This window comes from Streptomyces sp. NPDC006372, assembly GCF_040612515.1.
Classification (GTDB): Bacteria; Actinomycetota; Actinomycetes; order Streptomycetales; family Streptomycetaceae; genus Streptomyces.
In genome coordinates, this window is the sequence record NZ_JBEXQJ010000001.1 from 514845 (window position 1) to 529694 (window position 14850).

Below are 14850 nucleotides of genomic sequence, written 5' to 3' on the forward strand. Positions count from 1 at the left end.
CGCGCCTGGCCGTTGACTTCTGTTACCGCCGGTACGGATGATCCAGCGCATGGCGACTGACGCAGGCAATCCGATCCCCCGCTTCCCGGCCGGCTTCCTCTGGGGCGTGTCGACCTCGGCTCATCAGATCGAGGGCGCGGCGGACGAACGCGAGCCGTCCGTGTGGGACGCCTTCACGGCCGGACCGGGACGGGTGAAGGACGGTTCGACGGCGGCGGTGGCCTGCGACCACTACCACCGTCACCGCGAGGACGTGGCCCTCCTCGCCGACCTGGGCGTGACCGCGTACCGCTTCTCGGTCTCGTGGCCCCGGGTGCGCTCCGAGAAGGGCCTGGACTTCTACGACCGGCTGGTGGACGACCTGTGCGCGGCGGGCGTCCGCCCGGTGCCGACCCTCTTCCACTGGGACCTGCCCACCGACCTGGACTGGCTGGAGAGGGACACGGCGGAACACTTCGCCGAGTACGTGTCGCTGGTCGCCGGCCGCCTCGGTGACCGGGTGACGAAGTGGATCACCCTGAACGAGCCCGCCGAGCACACCCTGCTCGGCCACGCCCTGGGGGTGCACGCACCCGGCAAGCGGCTGCTGTTCGACGCGCTCCCGGTCGCCCACCACCAGTTGCTCGCCCACGGCCTGGCCGTGCGGGCCCTGCGCGCCTGCGGCGCCGGTGACATCGGCATCGCCAACTCGCACGGACCGACCTGGGCGGCGACGACCGAGGCGGCGGACGTGGAGGCGGCCGGCTTCTACGACCTCCTGCTGAACCGCCTCTTCGCGGACCCGCTGCTGCTGGGCCGGTACCCGGACGGCATCGGGGAGCTGATGCCCGGGGACGTCGAGGCCGACCTGAAGGTGATCTCCGAGCCGGTCGACTGGTACGGCGTCAACTACTACGCCCCGACCCGGGTGGGCGCCCCGCAGGGCACGGAGATCGAGTTCGGCGGCGTCACCATGCCCGCCGAACTCCCCTTCTCGGTCCGCGAGATCGAGGGCCGTCCGGTCACGGACTTCGGCTGGCCGGTCGTCCCCGAGGGCCTCACCGAACTCCTCACCGGCTTCCGCGACCGCTACGGCGACCGCCTGCCGCCCGTCGTCATCACCGAGAACGGCTGCTCGTACCCCGGGGTCGACGACCAGGACCGCATCGCCTACCTGGACGGCCACGTCCGGGCCCTGCACCGGGCGATCGAGGCGGGAGTCGACGTGCGCGGCTACTTCGTCTGGTCCCTGCTCGACAACTTCGAGTGGGCGGAGGGCTACGCACGCCGCTTCGGCCTGGTCCACGTCGACTTCGAGACCCTGGAGCGGACCCCCAAGGCCTCGTACCGCTGGTACCGGGAGCTGCTGAGGGCGCAGCGGCCTACGGCTTGATGCCCACCCCGGTCCACAGGCTGACCTCGGCGTCCGTCGGGGCCTCGCCCTCGGTGGCGTCGGGCCGCCAGCGGTGGCCCACGGTGACGCCCGGGTCGAGCAGGTCCAGGCCGTCGAAGAAGCGGGCGACGTCCTCCCGGGAGCGGAACCGCACCGGGGTGCCGGCCGAGGTGTAGATGTCGGTGACCTTCTGCCACGTGGCCGGGTCGAAGTCGGGCGTGCAGTGGCTCAGCGCCAGGGCGCTGCCCGAGGGCAGGACGTCCAGCAGACGGCGCACGATGCCGTACGGGTCCTGGGCGTCGGTGACGAAGTGCATCAGGGCGTTCAGGGACAGCGCGACCGGGCGGTTCAGGTCCAGGACCTCGGCCAGCTCGGGGGCGTTCAGGAGGGTCTGGGGGTCGTTGACGTCCGCCTCGATGTACGTCGTGCGGCCCTCGGGCGAGCTGCGCATCAGGCGCTCGGCGTACTTGAGGACCAGGGGGTCGTTGTCGGCGTAGACCACGCGGGCGTCGGAGACGACCGACTGGGCCACCTGGTGCAGGTTGGGCTCGGTGGGGATGCCGGTGCCTATGTCGAGCCACTGGCGGATGCCGTGCTCACGGGCGAGGGCCCGGGTGGCCCGGTGCATGAAGGCCCGGTTCTCGCGTGCGCAGACGAAAATGGCGGGGTAGGCCTCGGCGACCCGCTCGGCGGCCTGCTTGTCGATCTCGAAGTGGTCCTTGCCGCCGAGGTAGTAGTCGTACATGCGGGCGGAGTGCGGCCTGCTGGTGTCGATGTCCCGCGCGGCCTGCGAGTGGGTCATGCTGTGCCTCTCGAGTGTGGGGGGAGGGTGGTGCGCGTAAGGCTCAGTGGTGTCAGCGCGCCGTCAGGTGATCGGCGAGGCCCTTCTTGACCCCCGCGACGAACGCGGTGATCTCCTCGGGCGTGTAGATCAGCGCGGGACCGGCCGGATCCGTGGACTGCCGGACCGCCACACGGCCGTCGGCGAGTTGTTTGGCCTCCACGCACTGCCCCCCGTTGGGACCGCTCCAGGGCCGTTCCCAGCCCTGTTCCCCCAGGTCCGACGCGGGCATCCCGTTGTAGACGGTGCCCTCGGCGATGGTCATGAGTACTCCTTCCGCATGCGGTTCAACAGCGCCTTGCTGTCCGCGGACGAGGTCTTCAGCGAGAGCCGGTTGTGCGCCTCCAGATGGGCGACGACGTCGGCGCGCTGGTCGAGGTAGACGGAGGCGGAGAGGAGCTCGCTGTAGACGATGTCGGGCAGCTCCCGCTCCTCGAACCGGAAGTACGTGAAGGGCGCGCACGCCCCGACGTGGGCACCGGCGGAGAACGGAACGATGTCGACGCTGACGTGCTCCAGTTCGGACGCCTCCAGGAGCCGGTCGATCTGCTCCCGCATCACCTCGGGGCCGCCCACCACCCGGTGCAGCACGGCCTCCTCCATCACCACCCACAGGGTGGGCGCGTCCTGCTTGGTGAGCAGGCTCTGGCGGCGCAGCCGCAGCTCCACGCGCCGCTGGAGGTCCTCCTCGTCGTCGTTCGGGAAGCCCCCGCCCAGCACGGCACGCGCGTACCGGGGTGTCTGGAGCAGGCCCGTGACGTACTGCGGCTCGTAGGTGCGCACCGTCCTGGCACCGGTCTCCAGGCTCACGTAGGCGGTGAACCAGGAGGGCATCACATCGCGGTACGGGTGCCACCAGCCGGGCTCGTTGGCCCGCTCGGCCAGGGTGACGAACTCCTCGATCTCCTGCCGGCCCGCCCCGTAGGTCTGGAGCAGCTTCTCCACGTAGAGGATCTTCAGGCCGACCTCGGCCTTCTCCAGACGGCGGATGGTCAGCGGTGTCACGCGCAGGGCCTTGGCCGCGTCGTCGAGGGACAGGCCCGCGGTCTGCCGGGCCTCCTGGAGCCGACGGCCGAGGATCATGCGGAGAACGGTGGGTGCGCCGGCGCCGGTGCCCGGTCTCGCGTCGTTCACGCCCTACCTCCTGAGGGGTCGTCACGGGCGCAAGCCTGACAAGGACTTGATCGTTCCGCCAGGCGTGGCGAGCGGGACGAAACGTTCCGGTTGAAATTATCAGGGAGATGGTTGCAGCGTGAACTGCACTGCGAGCATAGTTACTTGTGTGAACGGGGCCCCGGAAGCCCGAACCCCACTTTCCGGCCGGTCCGTTGCCCGCTCCCCCACCTTCCTCGACTCGCCCACCCCCCACGGAAGGCGACCGCCGTGTCCCCCCACACGACTTCCACTCCCCGTTTCCTGGACGCGGTGCGCCCGGGCCGCACGCACTGGCTGGAACTTCCGCCCCACCGGACCAGCGTCAGGGTCGCCCGGCACGCCACGCAGGCACGGCTGACCTCGTGGCAGGTGCCCGACGAGGCGTGCGCGAACGCCGTCCTGCTGGTGTCCGAGCTGGTGACCAACGCCGTCCTGCACACCCTCAGCGAGCGGATCCTCTGTGGTGTCCAGCGGCTGACGGAGCACCGCTTCCGGCTGGAGGTGCACGACGGCGACCTCTCGGGCCGCGGCATCCCCGACCGCCGCCCCGGCCCCGACGACGAGAACGGCCGCGGGCTCCTGCTCGTCCGCGAGATAGCCGACTGCTGGGGCATCACCCGCTCACCCCTCACCGGCGGCAACGCGGTCTGGGCGAGCCTGGCGACGGCGTTATAACACCCGGAGGCTCAGAACCCCAGCCGCCGCAACTGCTTCGGATCCCGCTGCCAGTCCTTCGCGACCTTCACGTGCAGGTCCAGGAACACAGGCGTGCCGAGGAGGGCCTCGATCTGTTTGCGGGACTTGATGCCGACCTCCTTCAGGCGCCTGCCCTTGGGGCCGATGATGATGCCCTTCTGGCTGGGGCGCTCGATGTACACGAAGGCGTGGATGTCGAGGAGGGGCTTGTCGGCGGGGCGGTCCTCGCGGGGGAGCATCTCCTCCACGACCACGGCGATGGAGTGCGGCAGCTCGTCGCGGACGCCCTCCAGCGCGGCCTCCCGGATCAGCTCCGCGATCATGACCTGCTCGGGCTCGTCGGTCAGGTCGCCCTCGGGGTAGAGCGCCGGGCCCTCCGGCAGGAGGGGGACGATCAGGTCGGCCAGCAGGTCCACCTGCTTGTCGCCGACCGCCGACACCGGGATGATCTCCGCCCACTCGAAGCCCAGCTCCTTGCCGAGCTGGTCGATCGCGATGAGCTGCTCGGCGAGCGCCTTGCCGTCCACCAGGTCTGTCTTGGTGACGATCGCGATCTTCGGCGTCTTCTTGATGGACGCCAGCTCCTTCGCGATGAAGCGGTCGCCGGGGCCGAGCTTCTCGTTCGCCGGCAGGCAGAAGCCGATCACGTCGACCTCGGCCCACGTGGTGCGCACGACGTCGTTGAGCCGCTCGCCGAGCAGTGTGCGCGGCTTGTGCAGTCCCGGGGTGTCGACCAGGATCAGCTGGGCGTCCGGGCGGTGCACGATGCCCCGCACGGTGTGCCGCGTCGTCTGCGGCTGGTTCGCCGTGATCGCCACCTTCTGGCCGACCAGAGCGTTCGTCAGGGTCGACTTGCCCGCGTTGGGGCGGCCGACGAAGCAGGCGAAGCCGGCACGGTGGACGGTCTCGCCCGACTCTTCGGATGACTGGGTACGCACGCTCATGCCGCCCATTCTCCCTGATCCACGAGACCCCTCCGCACCGCGGCCCGCGCACCCCCGTCCCGGTGAGCTTTCCGAAACCCTCACGCAACGAAACACCGTGGAAACACAGCCGTGCACCGCCGGAAACGCGGGGCGGTGAACCTCTGACGAGCCCCCGGAGCCCCACCCCGTTGGAGACACCGTGCCCCTGGCCGCCGCAAGCGCCGACACCGGCGACACCGCCTGGCTGCTCGCCGCCACCGCCCTCGTCCTGCTGATGACCCCGGGCCTGGCCCTGTTCTACGGCGGCATGGTCCGCACGAAGAGCGTCCTCAACATGCTGATGATGAGCTTCGTGTCGATCGCCCTGGTGACGGTGGTGTGGCTGGCCGCCGGCTACTCGCTCACCTTCGGCGAGGACGCCGGCGGGGGACTCATCGGCGGGCTCGAGCACGTCGGCATGAGCGGTCTCGGCCCGGACAGCGTCCAGGGCACCGTCCCCACCCTCCTCTTCGCCACCTTCCAGCTCACCTTCGCGATCATCACGGCCGCCCTGGTCAGCGGCGCCGTCGCCGACCGGGCGAAGTTCGGGGCGTGGCTGGTCTTCGTGCCGGTGTGGGCGCTGCTCGTATACGTTCCGGTCGCGCACTGGGTGTGGGGCCCGGGTGGCTGGATCCTGGAGAAGCTCGGCGCCCTGGACTTCGCCGGCGGGCTGCCCGTCGAGATCGTCTCCGGTGCCTCCGGACTGGCGTTGTGCCTGGTCCTGGGCCCGCGGCTCGGTTTCAAGAAGGACGCCATGCGTCCGCACAACCTGCCCATGGTGGTGCTGGGCGCCGGTCTGCTCTGGTTCGGCTGGTTCGGCTTCAACGCGGGCTCCGCGCTCGGTGCCAACGGCCTCGCGGCCGCCGCGTTCCTCAACACCCTCGCCGCGGGCTGCACCGGCCTGCTCGGCTGGCTCTTCGTGGAGCAGAAGCGCGACGGCCATCCCACGACCCTGGGCGCCGCGTCCGGCGCGGTCGCCGGTCTGGTCGCGATCACCCCGTCCTGCGGGTCCGTCTCCCTGCTCGGCGCCCTGGTCGTCGGCCTCGCCGCCGGCACGGTCTGCTCGTACGCCGTGAGCTGGAAGTTCAAGCTGAACTACGACGACTCCCTCGACGTCGTCGGCGTCCACCTGGTCGGCGGTGTCATCGGCACGCTCCTCATCGGCGTCTTCGCCGTCGACTCGATGACCGGCGGTGCCGAGGGCCTCCTCTACGGCGGCGGACTCGCTCAGCTCGGCAAGCAGCTGCTGGCCGTGGTCGTGGTGGCGGTGTACGCGTTCGCCGTGACGTACGGCATCGGCCGGCTGATCGACGCCACGATGGGCTTCCGCGCGAGCGAGGAGCAGGAGCAGACCGGCCTGGACCTTACGGTGCACGCCGAGACCGCCTACGATCACGGGGTCCTGGGCCACGGCGCCCCGGTCTCCTCCTCCGTCGTCTCCCCCGCCCAGAAGGTCACCCCCCAGGCATGAAGCTCATCACCGCGATCGTCAAGCCGTACCGCCTCGACGAGGTCAAGAACGCCTTGCAGGAACTCGGCATCCAGGGCCTGACCGTGAGCGAGGCCAGCGGCTACGGCCGGCAGCGCGGCCACACCGAGGTGTACCGCGGAGCCGAGTACCAGATCGACCTGGTGCCGAAGGTCCGTATCGAGGTCGTCGTCGAGGACGCGGACGCCGAGGCCGTCATCGAAGCGGTCGTGAAGGCCGCGCAGACCGGCAAGATCGGCGACGGGAAGGTGTGGGCGCTGCCCGTGGACACCGTCGTCCGGGTACGGACGGGCGAGCGCGGCCCCGACGCGCTCTGACGCCGGGGCCGCCTCGTTTCGGATCTCAGTCGAACACGAAGGGGCCCGGCGACTGCGGCCCGGTCGCCGTGCAGGTGATCGTGATGCCGAAGACGGTCATCCTCAGCGAGCCACCGAAGGCCTCCAGGTTGTCGCCGGAGGCCACGGTGCCGCTGAGGGGACCGACCTCGACGGGGGCACCGGCGGCTATCGCCGGGTTCTCCGTGCCGGTGAAGTCGACGGTGCCGCCGCCGGACCTCACCAGGGTGAGGGTGGATGTGATCGAGTCCTCGCCGAGCGCGATCGGCGCGGTGATGGCGGAGGACTTGACGGTGACGGTGGCGGCGGTGCCGTCCTGGGTGGCCGTGAGCGTGGCCTCGCCGCTGCCGAAGGCACCGCAGTCCGCGCTGATCGTCGCCGTCTGGGGGGTGACGGCGAGGGCTGCCGGTGCGAAGGCGAGCCCGGTGACCGCGAGGGCCCCGGCCGTCAGTGCCGCACCTGCTCCGATTCGCTTGCGTCTCATGGGATTCCGGCTCCCTTTTCGTGGTGGGGGGGACCGCTCGGCAGGTGAGTGCGGGCACGCTGCGCGAGAGCCGAACCTGACGGTCCGTCGGAATTGACGATTCCATTGATGCGCGTGGGGCAGGTGGCGGCAAGGTTGAAATCTGGCCTAATTACCGCCGGTTACAGCGAAGTTCAGCCAGCGGGGACCGTGGTCCGGACCGTTCCGTCGGGCCCCGCCACCAGCACCGGCGTCTCCGCGCCACCGAGATCCCGTACCGCCGCCCGGTCCTCCGCGGACGCGGTCTCGGCCTCGGTCACGACCGCCGCCGCCTCCAGGGACTGCGCGCCCGAGGCCACCGCCATCGCCACCGCGGTCCGCAGGGCACTGAGCTTCAGGGAGTCGAGGGCCACGGTCGCCGCGACATAGGTACGTCCGGTCTCGTCCCGTACGGCCGCCCCCTCGGGCACGCCGTTGCGGGCCCGGGCGGAACGGGCCAGGGTGACGATCTTGCGGTCCTCGGGGTCGAGCGCGCTGCTGTCGGTCATGATCCGAGCATACGGAAGGGTCACGGACGGTCGAGGCGGAGGCGGTCCGCTCGCGGCAGGCCGGCGACGACGAGGTCGTAGGAGTCCTCGATGAGCTCCCGGACCAGCTGGTCCGGGAGGTCGCCGTCGGCCGTGACGGTGTTCCAGTGACGCTTGTTCATGTGCCAGCCCGGGACGACGAGCCCCTCGTGCTCGCGGCGCAGCCGGATCGCGTCGTCCGGGTCGCACTTGAGGTTGACCTTCAGGGGCCGCTCGTCGAGGTGCGACAGCGCGAAGAGCTTGCCCTGGACCTTGAAGACCGAGATCTCCGGGCTGAAGGGGAAGTCCTCCACCGCCGCGTTGAAGGACAGGCAGAACGCGCGCAGTTCCTGGGGGGTCACTCCGGTTTCTCCTCCTCCGCGGGGTCCGCCGGGGGCACCGGCTCCGCGAGCACCGTCACGATCTTGTTGCGGCGGCCCGCCGCGGCCTCCGCGGTCAGCCGCAGTTCCCGGCCGTCGGGAAGGGCGACGACCGACGAGGCACCCGCGATGGGCACGCGGCCCAGCGCCTTCGCCAGCAGCCCGCCGACCGTCTCCACGTCCTCGTCGTCGAACTCCTCCAGGCCGTACAGCTCGCCCAGGTCGCCGATGTCGAGGCGGGCCGTGACCCGGTAGCGGTCCTTGCCGAGGTCCTCCACGGGCGGCAGTTCGCGGTCGTACTCGTCGGTGATCTCGCCGACGATCTCCTCGAGGATGTCCTCGATGGTGACGATGCCGGCGGTGCCGCCGTACTCGTCGACGGCGACGGCGACGTGGTTGCGTTCCTTCTGCATCTCGCGCAGCAGGTCCCCGGCGTTCTTGGTGTCGGGCACGAAGAACGCCGGGCGCATGGCCGTGGACACCTGCTCGGACTCGGCGTCGCGGCTGATGTGCGTCTTGCGGACCAGGTCCTTCAGATACACGATCCCGACGATGTCGTCCTCGCTCTCGCCGGTCACCGGGATACGGGAGAAGCCGGAGCGCAGGGCGAGGGTGAGGGCCTGGCGGATGGTCTTGAAGCGCTCGATGACCACGAGGTCCGTGCGCGGGACCATGACCTCCCGGACGAGGGTGTCGCCCAGTTCGAAGACGGAGTGCACCATGCGGCGCTCCTCGTCCTCGATGAGGGACTCCTTCTCGGCGAGGTCGACCAGCGCCCGCAGCTCCGCCTCGGAGGCGAACGGGCCGCGCCGGAAGCCCTTGCCAGGGGTGAGCGCGTTGCCGATGAGGATCAGCAGCGACGGGATCGGGCCCATGACCCGGGCCAGCGGCACCAGGACGTACGCCGAGACCGTCGCCGTGTTCAGCGGGTGCTGCCGGCCGATGGTGCGCGGCGAGACCCCGACGGCGACGTACGACACCAGGACCATGACCGCGATGGCGACCAGCAGCGCCTCGGTGGTGCCGTCGAACGCCTTCAGGCAGCCGTAGGTGATCAGCGCGGCGGCGGCCATCTCGCAGGCGACACGGGCCAGCAGGGCCACGTTGAGGTAGCGGGTCGGGTCGGCGGCGACCTGGGAGAGCTTGGCGCTGCCGCGGCGGCCGGAGCGCACGGCCTCCTCGGCGCGGAAGCTGGAGACGCGCGCGAGGCCCGCCTCCGCACAGGCGGCGAGCCAGGCCACGACGACCAGGGCGACAGCGCCCAGGGCGAGTTGCGGACTCATCGGCGGCGCTACGAGACCGTCGGTGCCGGGGAGGGACCGGTCAGGCCCCGCTCCGCGCGCCAGCCGTCCACAATGGCCGCCTGGAGGCCGAACATCTCGGCCTTCTCGTCCGGCTCCTCGTGGTCGTAGCCCAGCAGGTGCAGCACGCCGTGGACGGTGAGCAACTGGAGCTCCTCGTCCATGGAGTGCTGCGTCTCCGCCTCCGCCCCCTGCTTGGTGGCGACCTCGGGGCACAGCACGATGTCCCCGAGCAGCCCCTGCGGCGGCTCGTCGTCGTCCTTGGACGGCGGACGCAACTCGTCCATCGGGAAGGACATGACATCCGTCGGGCCCGGCAGGTCCATCCACTGGATGTGGAGCTGCTCCATGGCGTCGGCGTCCACGACGATCACCGAGAGCTCGGAGAGCGGGTGGATGCGCATCCGCGCGAGTGCGTAGCGGGCGATGTCGAGGATCGCCTGCTCGTCGACCTCGGTGCCGGACTCGTTGTTGACGTCGATCGACATGGTGTTGTGCTTGTCTACTTCCCCTTGTGCACGGACTTGCCGCGGCTCTTGTTCCCGCCGTTCTGGGTGCCGTGCGTGGTGTCGTACTTCTCGTACGCGTCGACGATACGGCCCACCAGCTTGTGCCGGACCACGTCGTGGGACGAGAGCCGGGAGAAGTGGACGTCCTCGACGCCGTCCAGGATGTCCTGCACCTGCCGCAGACCCGACTTCTGCCCGTCGGGCAGGTCGACCTGGGTCACGTCACCCGTGATCACGATCTTCGAGTCGAAGCCGAGGCGGGTGAGGAACATCTTCATCTGCTCGGGGCTCGTGTTCTGGGCCTCGTCCAGGATGATGAAGGCGTCGTTGAGGGTGCGGCCGCGCATGTAGGCGAGCGGCGCGACCTCGATGGTGCCCGCCGCCATCAGCCGCGGGATGGAGTCCGGGTCGAGCATGTCGTGCAGCGCGTCGTACAGCGGGCGCAGGTAGGGGTCGATCTTCTCGTAGAGCGTGCCCGGGAGGAATCCGAGCCGCTCTCCGGCCTCGACCGCCGGGCGGGTCAGGATGATGCGGTTGACCTGCTTGGACTGCAGGGCCTGCACCGCCTTGGCCATCGCCAGGTACGTCTTGCCGGTGCCGGCGGGGCCGATGCCGAAGACGACCGTGTGCTTGTCGATCGCGTCCACGTAGCGCTTCTGGTTGAGCGTCTTGGGGCGGATCGTGCGGCCGCGCGAGGACAGGATGTTCTGCGTGAGCACCTGGGCCGGGGTCTCCTGGCCGTCGCTCTCGCCGTTGTCGCTCGCCTTCAGCATGGCGATCGAGCGTTCCACTGCGTCCTCCGTCATCGGCTGCCCGGTGCGGAGCACCAGCATCATCTCGTCGAACACGCGCGAAATGAGGGCGACGTCCTTCGGGTCGCCGACCGCGCTGATCTCGTTGCCCCGGACGTGGATGTCGGCCGCCGGGAAGGCCTTCTCGATCACGCGCAGGAGGGAGTCGCCGGATCCCAGTACGGTCACCATGGGGTGCTGGGCGGGGACGGTGAACTGCGCTCTCGCCTGCTCCTGCGCGGGGGTGTGAGCTGTCGATGATTGAGTCATGGGCCGGCGCTTAAGGCCTGCGGATCCTCCTCTTCACGGCCGCGTAGCTGAGGGCGGCCTCGCGATTCCCAGGGTACGACGGGGGACTGACAACGCCGTAGGGGTTTTGGGGGGCGGGGCAGGAATCCGAGGCCAGGACGTCACGCCGAGCGCCGGAACCCGATGGTCGGTACGGCACGCCGCAACGGCCAGGGCCTCACCAACTCCTCCGGCACGAGCCCGGCGAGGAACCCGTACCTCCGCAACGCCGCCTGCGACTGCCCCTCCACCGACTGCACCCTCCGCCACCACGCCGCGATCTCCGACCACCCGGGCGCCGACAACGACCCCCCGAACTCCTGCACCGACAGCGCCGCCGTCAGCCCGGCGAAAGCCAGCCGGTCCGCCAGCGGCCAGTCCGCCAGCGTCCCGGCCACGAACCCGGCGACGAACACGTCCCCCGCTCCCGTCGGGTCGAGCGCCTCGACCGCGATGGCCGGCACCTCGGCCGTCTCCCCCGTGCGCCGGTCCACCGCGTACGCTCCGTCCGCCCCGAGGGTCACGACGGCGGTCGGTACGTACTCGGTCAGCGCGTGCGCGGCGGCCCGCGGGCAGTCCGCCCCCGTGTACCGCATGGCCTCCTCCGCGTTCGGCAGGAACGCCTCGCAGTGCCGCAGGTCGGGCAGCCCCGCCAGGTCCCACGCCCCGGTGTCGTCCCAGCCGACGTCGCCGAAGACCCGGGTGCCCTTGCTCGCGGCCTGGGCGATCCAGGGCGCGCTCACGCCGGGCGCGAGGGAGGCGACGGCGGCCCGGGCGCGGGGCGGGCACTCGGGGGCCGGTTCCTCCGGGGGCGGCTCGTGGCCGTGCGAGACCATCGTGCGCTCCCCCTCGTACGCCATGGAGACGGTCACCGGGGAGTGCCAGCCGGGCACCGTGCGCGACGGCGAGAGGTCGATGCCCTCGCCGTGCTGCAGGGCGTCCCAGCAGTAGTCGCCGTAGTGGTCGTCGCCGAAGGCCGCCGCGAGGGACGTGCGCAGGCCGAGGCGGGCCAGCGCGGTGGCCATGTTGGCGACGCCGCCGGGGCTCGACCCCATCCCGCGGGCCCAGGACTCGGTCCCGCGCACCGGGGCGGAGTCGAGCCCGGTGAAGATGATGTCGAGGAAGACGGTGCCGGTGAGGTAGACGTCCCAGGGCGGGTCGTCCGGGGCTCGCAGCGGGGCGAGGGGATCGACCTGGGGCTGGCGGTGCGGTCCCTTTCTCGGGCCCTTTCCGGCCGGGGCGGTGGACGCGATCACGATGCGCTCCCTGACGTGGTGCGGATCAGCCCAGTCTGCACCACACCGCCGACAACGTGACGCCGATCACCCCGGCCCCACGCGTCGCGGCAGCTCGCGCAGGGGCCTCGCGCGCCCCCTGCGCGGCCCCTGCACGACCCGGTACCCCGGGGTTACCAGCGCGGCATCGAGGGCGTCACCCACTCGGGGTCGGCGACCCGCATCGCCGCCGCGTCGTCGCGGTCGCGCAGCGCGCCGTCGTCGTCCAGCCACCGCTGGTGCAGCTCGGCCAGCCGGTCGCGGTCGAGCTCCACACCGAGCCCGGGCGCGTCGGACACGGTCACCTTGCCGCCCTCGAAGGTGAGCCGCTCGGTGAGCACGTCCTCCGACTGCCAGGGGTAGTGGGAGTCGCAGGCGTGGTGCAGGTTGGGGACGGTGGCCGCCACGTGGGTCATCGCGGCGAGCGAGATGCCCAGGTGGGTGTTGGAGTGCATCGACACACCGACGCCGAAGGTGCGGCAGACGGCGGCGAGCTGCTGGGTGTTGCGCAGCCCGCCCCAGTAGTGGTGGTCGGAGAGGACGACCTGGACGGCGTTCCTGGTGAACGCCTCCTTGATCTCCGCGAAGGTCGTCACGCACATGTTGGTCGCCAGCGGCACCCCGGTCCGCTCGGCGACCTCGGCCATGCCGGGGGTGCCGAGGGTCGGGTCCTCCAGGTACTCCAGGACGTCCCCGAGCTCCTGCGCCACCTCGAGCGATGCCTCCACCGACCAGGCGCCGTTGGGGTCCAGCCGCAGCGGATGCCCCGGGAAGGCCTCGGCCAGTGCCTTGATCGCGGCGATCTCCTCCTCGGGCGGGAAGACACCGCCCTTGAGCTTGAAGGAGGTGAAGCCGTACCGCTCGGTGAACCGCCGGGCCTGTTCCACCACCCCGGCCGGGTCGACGGCGGCCCCCCAGTCGTCCTTCTCGCAGGCGACGCCCTCCGGGTGGTCGGCCCACTTGTAGAACAGGTACGCGCTGTACTCGACGGCGTCGCGCACCTTGCCGCCGAGCAGCGCGTGCACGGGCAGCCCGAGGGCCTTGCCGAGGGCGTCGAGGCAGGCGACCTCGAAGCCGGAGACGACGGACAGCCGCAGCTTGTCGGCGGTCTGGACCCCGCGCAGCCCGCCGACGTCGACGGCGTTCTCGACCCGGGAGGCGTCCACCGCGACCTGGTCCGCGATTCCGAACAGCCCGCCCAGGTCGCTGACCTGCCGTCCCTTCAGCCGCTCGGCGAAGGGCCGGGCCAGCTCCAGGTACTTGGTGTCGCCGTAGGTCTCCCCCACTCCCGTGACCCCGTCCGCGGTGACGACCTCGACGATCAGCCGGGGCGTGTACGGCTGGTGCACGCCCTGGGTGTTCAGCAGCGGCGGGTCGGCGACCAGGATCGGCGTCAGCCGGACGTCGGTGATGGTGAGGTTCACAGGGCTGCTCCTACGAGGTCGAGTCCGGTGGTGAGGAGGGCGGTGAGGGCGGCCAGGTCGGCGGGCGAGGGGGCGGTGAGCGGGGCGCGTACCGGCCCGACCCGGTGGCCGCGCAGCCGGGCCGCGGCCTTCACCAGCGACACGGCGTACCCGGGGACGCGGTCGCGCAGTTCGACGAGCGGGACGTAGAAGCCACGCAGGAGTGTGTCGACGGTGCCGTGGTCGTCGTCGCGCAGGGCGGCGAAGAAGGCGTCGGCGATCTCGGGGGCGAAGGCGTGCACGGCGGAGGAGTAGGCGGGGACGCCGACGGTGGCGTAGGCGCGGGCCTGGATCTCGGCGGTGGCGGCGCCGTTGAAGAACAGGAAGTCCTCGGGCGCGGCGAGCGTGAGGCGCTGGAGCCGGTCGAGATCGCTGTGGCCGTCCTTGAGGCCGATGACGTTCGGCACGGCGGCGATGCGCCGGAGCGAGGCGGCGGTGAAGGCGACCTGGCCGCGCTGGTAGGCGATCAGGGGCAGCGGGGTGCGGGCGGCGATCTGTTCCAGCTGGGCGACGAGGCCGTCCTGCGGGGCGGCGACGAGGTAGTGGGGCAGCACGAGGAGGGCGTCGGCACCGGCGTCCTCGGCGATGCGCGCGAACCGGGCGGCCTGCGCCCAGCCGTACCCGATCCCGGCCACGACCGGTACGCGGCCCGCGGCCTCCTCGACGGCGATGGTGACGACCTGCCGGTACTCGTCCTCGTCGAGCGAGAAGAACTCGCCGGTGCCGCAGGCGGGGAACACGGCGCCGGGCGAGGCGGCGAGCCGCTCGGCCACGTAGGCGCGGAAGCCTTCCGGGTCGAGGGTGCCGTCGTCGCGGAAGCTGGTCAGCGGGAACGACAGCACGCCGCCGGCCATGCCCTCCCGCAGCCGGCGCGCTACCGCACCCGGGCCGGCGCTCAAGGTCGTCTCCTCGGTCATCTCCCGAGCTCATCTCCTCATGTAGACGCCATCTACGTATGAGAA

The 14850-nt window shown here is 71.1% G+C and carries 17 protein-coding genes; 4 read left to right on the forward strand and 13 right to left on the reverse strand.

What is annotated here, in order from left to right:
* The first annotated feature begins 49 nt into the window (after positions 1–49).
* Entirely contained in the window at positions 50–1372 is a 1323-nt protein-coding gene (locus tag ABZ016_RS02315) for a GH1 family beta-glucosidase (protein ID WP_356914641.1), read from the forward strand.
* Here ABZ016_RS02315 and ABZ016_RS02320 read toward each other — a convergent pair.
* Genes ABZ016_RS02320 through ABZ016_RS02330 form a run of 3 tightly spaced genes read right to left on the reverse strand, consistent with a single transcriptional unit; the run spans position 1362 to position 3347 of the window.
* On the reverse strand, positions 1362–2174 hold the full coding sequence (locus tag ABZ016_RS02320) for an SAM-dependent methyltransferase (protein WP_356914642.1): 813 nt from the start codon (positions 2172–2174) through the stop codon (positions 1362–1364). The genes ABZ016_RS02315 and ABZ016_RS02320 overlap by 11 nt on opposite strands.
* A 52-nt stretch (positions 2175–2226) precedes the next feature.
* Complete coding sequence (locus ABZ016_RS02325) at positions 2227–2478, reverse strand: DUF397 domain-containing protein (protein WP_356914643.1); 252 nt, start codon at positions 2476–2478, stop codon at positions 2227–2229.
* Positions 2475–3347 carry a helix-turn-helix transcriptional regulator gene (locus tag ABZ016_RS02330; protein WP_356914644.1) on the reverse strand — a complete coding sequence of 291 codons (873 nt, stop codon included), beginning with the start codon at positions 3345–3347 and terminating at the stop codon, positions 2475–2477. The genes ABZ016_RS02325 and ABZ016_RS02330 overlap by 4 nt, the downstream gene beginning before the upstream one ends.
* A gap of 249 nt (positions 3348–3596) precedes the next feature.
* Between ABZ016_RS02330 and ABZ016_RS02335 the strand changes: the two genes are divergently transcribed.
* Positions 3597–4043 carry an ATP-binding protein gene (locus ABZ016_RS02335; protein ID WP_356914645.1) on the forward strand — a complete coding sequence of 149 codons (447 nt, stop codon included), beginning with the start codon at positions 3597–3599 and terminating at the stop codon, positions 4041–4043.
* Between the two features lie 11 nt (positions 4044–4054).
* Here the strand turns inward: ABZ016_RS02335 and era are convergent, their stop codons facing one another.
* Entirely contained in the window at positions 4055–5017 is a 963-nt protein-coding gene (gene era, locus ABZ016_RS02340) for a GTPase Era (RefSeq protein WP_356914646.1), read from the reverse strand.
* Positions 5018–5189: 172 nt separating this feature from the next.
* Between era and ABZ016_RS02345 the strand changes: the two genes are divergently transcribed.
* Entirely contained in the window at positions 5190–6500 is a 1311-nt protein-coding gene (locus tag ABZ016_RS02345; protein ID WP_356914647.1) for an ammonium transporter, read from the forward strand.
* Positions 6497–6835 (forward strand): P-II family nitrogen regulator, encoded by a 339-nt coding sequence (locus ABZ016_RS02350; protein WP_356914648.1) that lies wholly within the window; start codon positions 6497–6499, stop codon positions 6833–6835. Before ABZ016_RS02345 ends, ABZ016_RS02350 begins: the two co-directional genes overlap by 4 nt.
* Before the next feature lie 25 nt (positions 6836–6860).
* On the opposite strand, the gene ABZ016_RS02355 is transcribed toward ABZ016_RS02350, so the two are convergent.
* The 9 genes from ABZ016_RS02355 to ABZ016_RS02395 form a co-directional block, all read right to left on the reverse strand.
* The gene (locus ABZ016_RS02355; RefSeq protein ID WP_356914649.1) at positions 6861–7337 is read right to left on the reverse strand and encodes a hypothetical protein; all 477 of its coding nucleotides are present in this window, start codon (positions 7335–7337) and stop codon (positions 6861–6863) included.
* 173 nt (positions 7338–7510) lie between these two features.
* Positions 7511–7864, reverse strand: coding sequence for a cytidine deaminase (locus tag ABZ016_RS02360; protein ID WP_356914650.1), 354 nt, complete (start codon positions 7862–7864; stop codon positions 7511–7513).
* Between the two features lie 20 nt (positions 7865–7884).
* The gene (locus ABZ016_RS02365; protein ID WP_356914651.1) at positions 7885–8244 is read right to left on the reverse strand and encodes an MmcQ/YjbR family DNA-binding protein; all 360 of its coding nucleotides are present in this window, start codon (positions 8242–8244) and stop codon (positions 7885–7887) included.
* Positions 8241–9545, reverse strand: a complete 1305-nt coding sequence (locus ABZ016_RS02370) for a hemolysin family protein (protein WP_356914652.1) — start codon at positions 9543–9545, stop codon at positions 8241–8243. Before ABZ016_RS02370 ends, ABZ016_RS02365 begins: the two co-directional genes overlap by 4 nt.
* A gap of 8 nt (positions 9546–9553) precedes the next feature.
* Complete coding sequence (gene ybeY / locus ABZ016_RS02375) at positions 9554–10051, reverse strand: rRNA maturation RNase YbeY (RefSeq protein WP_356914653.1); 498 nt, start codon at positions 10049–10051, stop codon at positions 9554–9556.
* A 14-nt stretch (positions 10052–10065) separates the two neighbouring features.
* Positions 10066–11133: a PhoH family protein gene (locus ABZ016_RS02380; protein WP_356914654.1), complete on the reverse strand. Its 1068-nt coding sequence runs from the start codon at positions 11131–11133 to the stop codon at positions 10066–10068.
* Between the two features lie 140 nt (positions 11134–11273).
* Positions 11274–12407, reverse strand: coding sequence for a PfkB family carbohydrate kinase (locus ABZ016_RS02385; protein WP_356914655.1), 1134 nt, complete (start codon positions 12405–12407; stop codon positions 11274–11276).
* Positions 12408–12559: 152 nt separating this feature from the next.
* Positions 12560–13849: a glucarate dehydratase family protein gene (locus tag ABZ016_RS02390; protein WP_356914656.1), complete on the reverse strand. Its 1290-nt coding sequence runs from the start codon at positions 13847–13849 to the stop codon at positions 12560–12562.
* On the reverse strand, positions 13846–14805 hold the full coding sequence (locus ABZ016_RS02395; RefSeq protein WP_356914657.1) for a 5-dehydro-4-deoxyglucarate dehydratase: 960 nt from the start codon (positions 14803–14805) through the stop codon (positions 13846–13848). Before ABZ016_RS02395 ends, ABZ016_RS02390 begins: the two co-directional genes overlap by 4 nt.
* Positions 14806–14850: the final 45 nt, after the last annotated feature.

What these genes read in the sequence shown, in the direction of transcription:
- ABZ016_RS02315 (WP_356914641.1), top strand. Translation starts at nt 50, where the DNA reads ATGGCGACTGACGCAGGCAATCCGATCCCCCGCTTCCCGGCCGGCTTC.
- ABZ016_RS02320 (WP_356914642.1), bottom strand. Translation starts at nt 2,174, where the DNA reads ATGACCCACTCGCAGGCCGCGCGGGACATCGACACCAGCAGGCCGCAC.
- ABZ016_RS02325 (WP_356914643.1), bottom strand. Translation starts at nt 2,478, where the DNA reads ATGACCATCGCCGAGGGCACCGTCTACAACGGGATGCCCGCGTCGGAC.
- era (WP_356914646.1), bottom strand. Translation starts at nt 5,017, where the DNA reads ATGGGCGGCATGAGCGTGCGTACCCAGTCATCCGAAGAGTCGGGCGAG.
- ABZ016_RS02350 (WP_356914648.1), top strand. Translation starts at nt 6,497, where the DNA reads ATGAAGCTCATCACCGCGATCGTCAAGCCGTACCGCCTCGACGAGGTC.
- ABZ016_RS02355 (WP_356914649.1), bottom strand. Translation starts at nt 7,337, where the DNA reads ATGAGACGCAAGCGAATCGGAGCAGGTGCGGCACTGACGGCCGGGGCC.
- ABZ016_RS02360 (WP_356914650.1), bottom strand. Translation starts at nt 7,864, where the DNA reads ATGACCGACAGCAGCGCGCTCGACCCCGAGGACCGCAAGATCGTCACC.
- ABZ016_RS02370 (WP_356914652.1), bottom strand. Translation starts at nt 9,545, where the DNA reads ATGAGTCCGCAACTCGCCCTGGGCGCTGTCGCCCTGGTCGTCGTGGCC.
- ybeY (WP_356914653.1), bottom strand. Translation starts at nt 10,051, where the DNA reads ATGTCGATCGACGTCAACAACGAGTCCGGCACCGAGGTCGACGAGCAG.
- ABZ016_RS02380 (WP_356914654.1), bottom strand. Translation starts at nt 11,133, where the DNA reads ATGACTCAATCATCGACAGCTCACACCCCCGCGCAGGAGCAGGCGAGA.
- ABZ016_RS02395 (WP_356914657.1), bottom strand. Translation starts at nt 14,805, where the DNA reads ATGACCGAGGAGACGACCTTGAGCGCCGGCCCGGGTGCGGTAGCGCGC.